Source organism: Martelella sp. UBA3392 (assembly GCF_002358775.1).
Taxonomy (GTDB): domain Bacteria; phylum Pseudomonadota; class Alphaproteobacteria; order Rhizobiales; family Rhizobiaceae; genus Martelella; species Martelella mediterranea.
Map to the genome: position 1 here is coordinate 4052 of NZ_DEPM01000227.1, position 7171 is coordinate 11222.

Sequence of the window (7171 nt, forward strand, 5' to 3'; positions counted from 1 at the left end):
ACCCCTCTCTGCCCCTGTCGGGGCATCTCCCCCTCAAGGGGGGAGATTTTATATCGCCAAGGCCTCGCTCTTTGGCAGCCTTATTCCGGGCAGGTCAGGCCGACTTCGGACGGGTCCTTGACCGCCTCGCCGCGGGCCTTCAAGGCGCAGGCCTCGTTGGTCGCAACCGGAATGGCGCGGGCGCGGGCCTCGTCGCCATAGCTCGGCGCAAAGCTCGCGCCGCGCTCATTGGCATATTTCTTCAGCGCCTCGGAGTTCATCACCTTGTCGGCCCAGACCTGATCGACCGTGTCATAGACCTCCTGCGGCGCGCCCTTCGGGATGAAGACGCCGAAATAGTCCGGAGCGACATCGATATCGAGCCATTTGGTGACCGGCGGAACCGGGTCGATGCCTTCGATTTCGAGCGGCGTGTCGGAGAGCACGGCGAGCGGACGCAGACGGCCGGCCTTGATCATTTCGGTCTGCTCCACGGCAAGCTGGGTCGTCATGTCGACCTCGCCGGAAGCCGCGGCGATAACGGCCGGATTGCCGCCATCATAGGCGACCATGCGCGCCGACAATTCGCCGCCCATCGCATCCTGCAGCGTGGCAAAGGCCGTGCCGCCGGAGGAGGTGACGCCGGCGGTGCCGACGGTCACATCGCCGGTCTTCATCGCTTCCATCAGTTCGGCGAAATCCTTGTAGGGCGCATCGGAGTTGACCGAGATCAGCGGCGCGTTGGCGACATGCAGGTAGATCCGGTAATCATCGATGTTGGATTCTTCCAGAAGGCCGGAAACGGCATAGGTGGCATTGTTGGCGATTGCGTTCGCGGTCCAGGTATAGCCGTCACGCGGGGCATCAGTCGCCGCCTTGGTGCCGATCGAGCCGGACGCGCCCGGCTGGTTGACCACGACGACTTCCGTGCCAAGCGCGTCGGCAAGGATCGGGGCCACCACGCGGGTGACCTGGTCGGTCGAACCACCCGCCGACCACGGCACGATGATGTTGATCGGCCGGTCGGGCTGCCAGGTTTGGGCGGTGGCCGCGCTGGCGGCGAACATCGCGATTGCGGCTGCGGAAACAGCCAGCTTCGAAATCATGGACATGATAGTCTCCTCCCTTGACTACTGGATAGTAGGTTACGGGCGCCTGACCTCGTGTCAAGCGACCAGATTCCGCAGTTTTCGGCCGATCCGCCGGGGAAGCGCTCCTCTTGCTCCTCCCCCGGCCTTCCGACCGCCTGCCTGCGCAAACAGGTAATTCAAACTCAGCAGCAGCCGGCGGCGCGTTCGATGATGACTTCCATCACCGCGTCCGGATCGCGCTTCCACCAGTTCTCCGCTGAAAAAATCTCAACCTCATTCAGTCCAGCAAAGCCCTCGGCCTCCACGGCTGCGCGCAGGTCCGGGATATCGATGACGCCATCGCCCATCATGCCGCGGTCGTTCAGCATGTCGGTGGTCGGCACCAGCCAGTCGCAAAGGTGAAACGCCAACAGCCGCGCCTTCCCCGCGCGGGTGATCTGGGCCTTCACCGCAGGGTCCCACCAGATGTGGTAGACGTCGGCGGCAACGCCGATGCCGTCGCCGAGCCGGTCGCAGATGTCGAGCGCCTGCGCCATCGTGTTCACCGCGGCGCGGTCGGCCGCATACATCGGATGCAGCGGCTCGATGGCGATCTTCACGTTTGCGGTGCGAGCATAGTCGAGTGTCTTCGCCAGCCCTTCCTCGATCATGGCGCGGGCGCCATCGATATCGCGGCTGTCCTTCGGCAGGCCGCCGACGACCATGACAAGGCATTCAGCGCCGATGGTCGCGGCCTCATCGACAGCGAGGCGGTTGTCGGCCAGAACGGCATCCGTCAGCGCGCCTTCGGCCGTGTACCAGCCGCCGCGGCAAAGGCCGGAAACAGCAAGCCCGGCATCGCGGATCTGGCGCGCGGCCTTGTCGACGCCAAGCGCCTGCAACTGGTCGCGCCATGGCGACAGGCCGCCGAAACCGTGACGGGCGCAGCCTTCGATCGCCTGATCGAGTTTCCACTGTGCCCGCGTGGTCGCTGTGTTCAGCGAAAGCCTTTCGGGGGTGATCACCGCCATGCCGTCAGACCCCGATGCCGTGGGTGGCCATCACCCGCGCGGTGCGGGCTGCGGCCATCTCGGTATCCGCGATCAGCCCAGCCGCATCGGCAAGGCGCACGATCTCGGCCAGGTGCTGCGCCGAGCGGGCGCTCTGCTGGCCGCCGAGCATGGTGAAATGGTCCTGATGGCCCATCAGATAGGCCAGGAACACGACGCCGGTCTTGTAGTAGCGCGTCGGCGCCTTGAAGATATGGCGCGACAGCGGCACGGTCGGCTCCATCACCGCGCCCCATCGCTGCATGTCACCCTTCGCCAGCGCAGCAAGCCCGGTGGCCGCCACGGGAGCGATCGGATCGAAAATGCCGAGAAGCGCGTGGCTGTAACCCTGGTCGTCGCCGGCGATCAGCTCCGGATAGTTGAAATCATCGCCGGTATACATCTTTACGCCATCCGGCAGGCGGCGGCGCATGGCGATTTCCTTTTCGGCCGAAAGCAGCGAGATCTTGATGCCGTCAACCTTGTCGGCATTGTCCGCAATCACCTTCAGGCAGGTATCCATCGCCGCCATGTGATCGGCGCTCGCCCAATAGCCTTCCAGCGCCGGGTCGAACATCTCTCCGAGCCAGTGCAGCACGGCCGGCTGCTTCAGGCCCGATAGAATGCGGCCATAAACGCGGGCGTAATCGTCGGCGCTGTTCGCGACCTTGCAAAGCGCGCGCGAGGCCATCAAGATCACCTGACCGCCGGTGGCTTCGACCGCCTCGCACTGCATTTCGTAGGCCGCGATCACGTCATCGATGGTCTTCGCATCGGCCGGGTCGAGGTGGTCGGTGCCCGCGCCGCAAGCAATCGAATGACCGCCGGCTTTCGCTTCCTTCACGGAACGCTGGATCAGCTCCAGAGAGGTCGGCCAGTCCATGCCCATGCCGCGCTGGGCGGTGTCCATGGCCTCGGCCACGCCGAAGCCGAGCGACCAGAGGTGATGGCGGAAGGCGAGCGTCCGGTCCCAGTCAACATTGCAGTCGGACCAGGGATTGTTGTCAGCGAGCGGATCGACCACCACGTGCGCGGCGGCAAACACCTTGCGGTTCCACGGCCCCCTGTCCGGCGTCACGCTGGCACCGGAAAAGGAGAAGGTCTCGATGCCGCCGGAAGCGGTCGGAAGCTTGATAGCGGTCATGATCAGATTCCCAGATCTTCGAGGTCGACCCAGCGGCGTTCGCGCGCGCTCTTGTAGCCGGCTTCAGCGAGCTGCACGCCCTTGGCGCCCTCGGTCAGCGTATAGGCCCAGGGACCGTCCTCCAGCACATGGCGCAGGAACTGCTCCCACTGCACCTTGAAGCCATTGTCGAAGACGGTGTTGTCCGGCACCTCTTGCCAGTCCTCGAAGAAGTTCATCTTCTGCGGTTCGTCGGGGTTCCACACCGGCTTCGGCGTATTGGCGCGGTGCTGACTGTAGCACTTGTGCAACCCGGCAACGGCGGAGCCGTGGGTGCCGTCGATCTGGAAGGTTACGAGATCGTCGCGGCGAACGCGGGTGCACCAGCTTGAATTGATATGCGCGACGATATCGCCTTCCAGCATGAAGGTCGCATAGGCGGCGTCATCGGCGGTTGCCTTGTATTCCCTGCCCTGCTCATCGATGCGGGTCGGGATATGGGTCGCGGTGGTGCAGGAGACCGACTTTACCGGGGCGATGACATTGTCCAGCACATAGCGCCAGTGGCAGAGCATGTCGGAAACCATGCCGCCGCCATCCTCGGCGCGGTAGTTCCAGCTCGGGCGCTGCGCCGGCTGGTCCTCGCCGGTGAAGACCCAGTAGCCGAATTCGCCCTTCACCGACAGGATCTTGCCGAAGAAGCCGTTGTCGCGCAGCCGCTTCAGCTTGACGAGGCCCGGCAGGTCGAGCTTGTCGTGGACGATGCCGTTCTTGACGCCCTTTTCCTTGGCATAGCGGGCGATCTCGACGGCCTCTTCCAACCCCTCGGAAACCGGCTTTTCGGAATAGACATGCTTGCCCGCGTCGATCGCCTTTTTCAGCAACGTCGGACGCAGTTTGGTGGAGGCGGCATCGAAGAAGATGACATTGTAAGGGTCGGCAAGCGCCGCATCGAGATCGGTGGTGACGCGCGCAACGCCGTGGCGCTTCGCCAGTTCCTCGATCTTGGCGGCATTGCGGCCAACGATGATCGGGTCCGGCATCACAAGCGAGCCGTCACTCAAACGCAGACCGCCCTGATCGCGGATCGCGAGCACCGAGCGGATAAGATGCTGGTTCATTCCCATGCGGCCGGTGACGCCGTGCATGATGATCCCGATACGATTGGTATCAGCCATAGAATTCCTCCCTGAACTTGGTCATTACCTACCAGTTAGTAATAAACGCGTCAACAAGGCAGACTGACAAAAATTAATAGCGCGGAAGCGGGAGACATACGGTCACTCTCGCGAGCGAAACCGGACCGGAAAACCCCGGCAGCGACGTTACATCGGCGCCGGAGAGCCGCAGATTGATGGTCGCCGGCTCAGGTTTCTCGTAACGCGGTTGCGGCCGATCAGTCGGCGCCGAAAAGGTCGCGGGTGAAGACCTTTTCGGCGACATCGCGGATTTCATCGGTCATTCTGTTCGCAACGATCAGGTCGGCATTGTTCTTGAAAGCGTCCAGATCCCTGCTCACAGGCGAATTGAAGAAGGAATCGTCCTTCAGCGCCGGTTCGTAGACGGTGACCGGTATGCCCTTGGCCTTGATCCGCTTCATTATGCCCTGAACGGAGGATTGGCGGAAATTGTCGGAACCCGCCTTCATCACTAGCCGGTAGATGCCGACCGACTTCGGCTTCAGCGCGATGATGCGTTCGGCGATGAAGTCCTTGCGGGTGGTATTGGCGTCGACGATGGCGCGAATCAGGTTCTGCGGCACCTCCGAATAATTGGCCAGAAGCTGCCTTGTGTCCTTGGGAAGGCAGTAGCCGCCATAGCCGAAGGATGGGTTGTTGTAATGGTCGCCGATGCGCGGATCGAGGCCGATGCCCTCGATGATCTGCCGCGAATCCATGCCGTGGGTGACGGCATAGCTGTCGAGTTCGTTGAAATAGGCGACGCGCATGGCGAGATAGGTGTTGGCGAAAAGCTTGATCGCCTCGGCCTCCGACGCCCCGGTGTAGAGCACGGGAACATCCTTCTTCAGCGCGCCTTCGACCAGAAGGCCGACAAAGGTCTCCGCCCGGGCGGAACGCTCGCCGATGACGATCCGCGAAGGATTGAGGTTGTCGTAGAGCGCCCGCCCCTCGCGCAGGAATTCCGGGGAGAAGATGATGCGGTCGCTTTGAAAGGCAAGCCGCGTGCGGTCGGTAAAGCCTACGGGTACGGTGGATTTGATGATGATCGTGGCGGCGCTGCCCGAGGCCAGCACATCACTTATAACCCTGGTCACCGACGAGGTGTCGAAGTGATTGGTCTCGGGATCGTAATTGGTCGGCGTGGCAACGATCACGAAATCCGCATCGCGATAGGCTGCCGCCGCTTCGGTTGTCGCCTTCAGCCGCAGCGGCTTTTCCGCCAGATAGCGCTCGATCTCACTGTCAACGATCGGGCTCCTGCCGGCATTCAGTGCATCCACCCGCCCCGGATCGATATCGATCGCCACCACCTCGTGGTTCTGCGCCAGCAGGACCGCGTTCGAAAGCCCGACATAGCCGATACCGGCAACCGCGATTTTCATGTTTCACTCCAGATCGATCCAGTGGCCCGGTCACGCTCGCCGGTTTATCGCCCGCGGCACATAAATTGGCAAGTCGCCCGGCACGCGCTCCGGCTTCCAAATGGACGGCTTTCGGCATGGAATGGCTTTTGAGACGAGACCGGCCTGCCGGTTTGTCGATTCGGCGCCCGAGCCGCATCGGCGGTGCGAAACCCCTTGATTGCCGGGCCTGGGGGCGGACTTGCGGAACACAGTGAGAACATGTATATTCGTTCTGGATTTGTTTCGAAGGGCCAGGGGCAGGAAATGCTGACACGCAAACAACAGGAATTGCTGTATTTCATTCATGAACGGATGAAAGAGACCGGTATTCCGCCATCCTTCGACGAAATGAAGGAAGCGCTGGACCTCGCGTCGAAATCCGGCATTCACCGGTTGATCACCGCGCTGGAGGAACGCGGCTTCATTCGCCGGCTCCCCAACCGCGCCCGGGCGCTGGAAATCCTGCGCATGCCGGACAGCGTCATCGGCCAGCAGCCGCGCCGGGGCTTTTCGCCAAGCGTGATCGAGGGCTCGCTCGGCAAGAAACAGGAAGAGCCGAAGGCGCCGGCCGGCGCCAATGACAGCGGCTCGACCGGTATTCCGGTCATGGGCCGGATTGCCGCCGGCGTGCCGATTTCGGCGATCCAGGAAAACACCCATCAGATCACCGTGCCGGCGGAGATGCTGGGCGCGGGCGAACATTACGCGCTGGAGGTGCAGGGCGATTCGATGATCGAGGCCGGGATTTTCGACGGCGACACCGTGATCATCCGCAACATCTCCACCGCCTCGCCCGGCGATATCGTCGTGGCGCTGGTCAATGACGAGGAAGCGACGCTGAAGCGGTTCCGCCGCAAGGGCGCGTCGATCGCCCTGGAAGCGGCCAACCCCGCTTACGAGACCCGCATTTTTTCGGCAAACCAGGTCAAGGTGCAGGGCAAGCTTGTCGGCCTGATCCGCCGTTACCACTGAAGGTCAGGGTCTCAGGAACCGCGATGACCGGCAGGTATTCGCCGGAGCGCCAGTCATAGAGCCGGTGCCTGTTCCACGGGCGCGTCAGCGCTCTGACCGACGTGCTGACTGAGAGCGTCATGGGGCCGCAGGGCGGTTTTGCTGCCGTGGGCGGCGCAGCCGCAGCGTCCGCTTTGCCTTCTCTCGGCGGATTGGCATTGCTTGCTTGCTGAACGATTGCCCCGCCCCCGTCCGGCTCCGCAACCAAGCGCCGTATGTCGCCATCGCCCGTAATTCGACTGCCAGCCGGCGGCAGCGTGAATTGGAAGGCGCCGTGCTGGCGGCGCATCGCCGGCGTGATTAGGTATGCGCCGGAGCGGCAGGGCTGGAAACCGGGGCGGGAGCGACTGACAAC

The 7171-nt window shown here is 63.0% G+C and carries 6 protein-coding genes; 1 reads left to right on the top strand and 5 read right to left on the bottom strand.

What is annotated here, in order from left to right; genetic code table 11:
* Positions 1 to 80: 80 nt before the first annotated feature.
* The 5 genes from B4E36_RS18290 to B4E36_RS18310 all read right to left on the bottom strand — a co-directional run bounded on the left by B4E36_RS18290 (position 81) and on the right by B4E36_RS18310 (position 5784).
* On the bottom strand, positions 81 to 1091 hold the full coding sequence (locus tag B4E36_RS18290; protein ID WP_292055566.1) for a tripartite tricarboxylate transporter substrate binding protein: 1011 nt from the start codon (positions 1089 to 1091) through the stop codon (positions 81 to 83).
* Between the two features lie 161 nt (positions 1092 to 1252).
* Positions 1253 to 2080, bottom strand: coding sequence for a sugar phosphate isomerase/epimerase family protein (locus tag B4E36_RS18295; protein WP_292055567.1), 828 nt, complete (start codon positions 2078 to 2080; stop codon positions 1253 to 1255).
* A gap of 4 nt (positions 2081 to 2084) precedes the next feature.
* On the bottom strand, positions 2085 to 3242 hold the full coding sequence (locus B4E36_RS18300) for a dihydrodipicolinate synthase family protein (RefSeq protein WP_292055568.1): 1158 nt from the start codon (positions 3240 to 3242) through the stop codon (positions 2085 to 2087).
* A 2-nt stretch (positions 3243 to 3244) separates the two neighbouring features.
* Complete coding sequence (locus B4E36_RS18305; protein WP_292055569.1) at positions 3245 to 4399, bottom strand: Gfo/Idh/MocA family protein; 1155 nt, start codon at positions 4397 to 4399, stop codon at positions 3245 to 3247.
* Positions 4400 to 4617: 218 nt separating this feature from the next.
* Positions 4618 to 5784 carry a nucleotide sugar dehydrogenase gene (locus B4E36_RS18310; RefSeq protein WP_292055570.1) on the bottom strand — a complete coding sequence of 389 codons (1167 nt, stop codon included), beginning with the start codon at positions 5782 to 5784 and terminating at the stop codon, positions 4618 to 4620.
* 285 nt (positions 5785 to 6069) lie between these two features.
* Here B4E36_RS18310 and lexA point away from each other — a divergent pair, with 285 nt between their 5' ends.
* Positions 6070 to 6777: a transcriptional repressor LexA gene (gene lexA / locus B4E36_RS18315; protein WP_345900652.1), complete on the top strand. Its 708-nt coding sequence runs from the start codon at positions 6070 to 6072 to the stop codon at positions 6775 to 6777.
* The last annotated feature ends 394 nt before the right edge of the window (positions 6778 to 7171 follow it).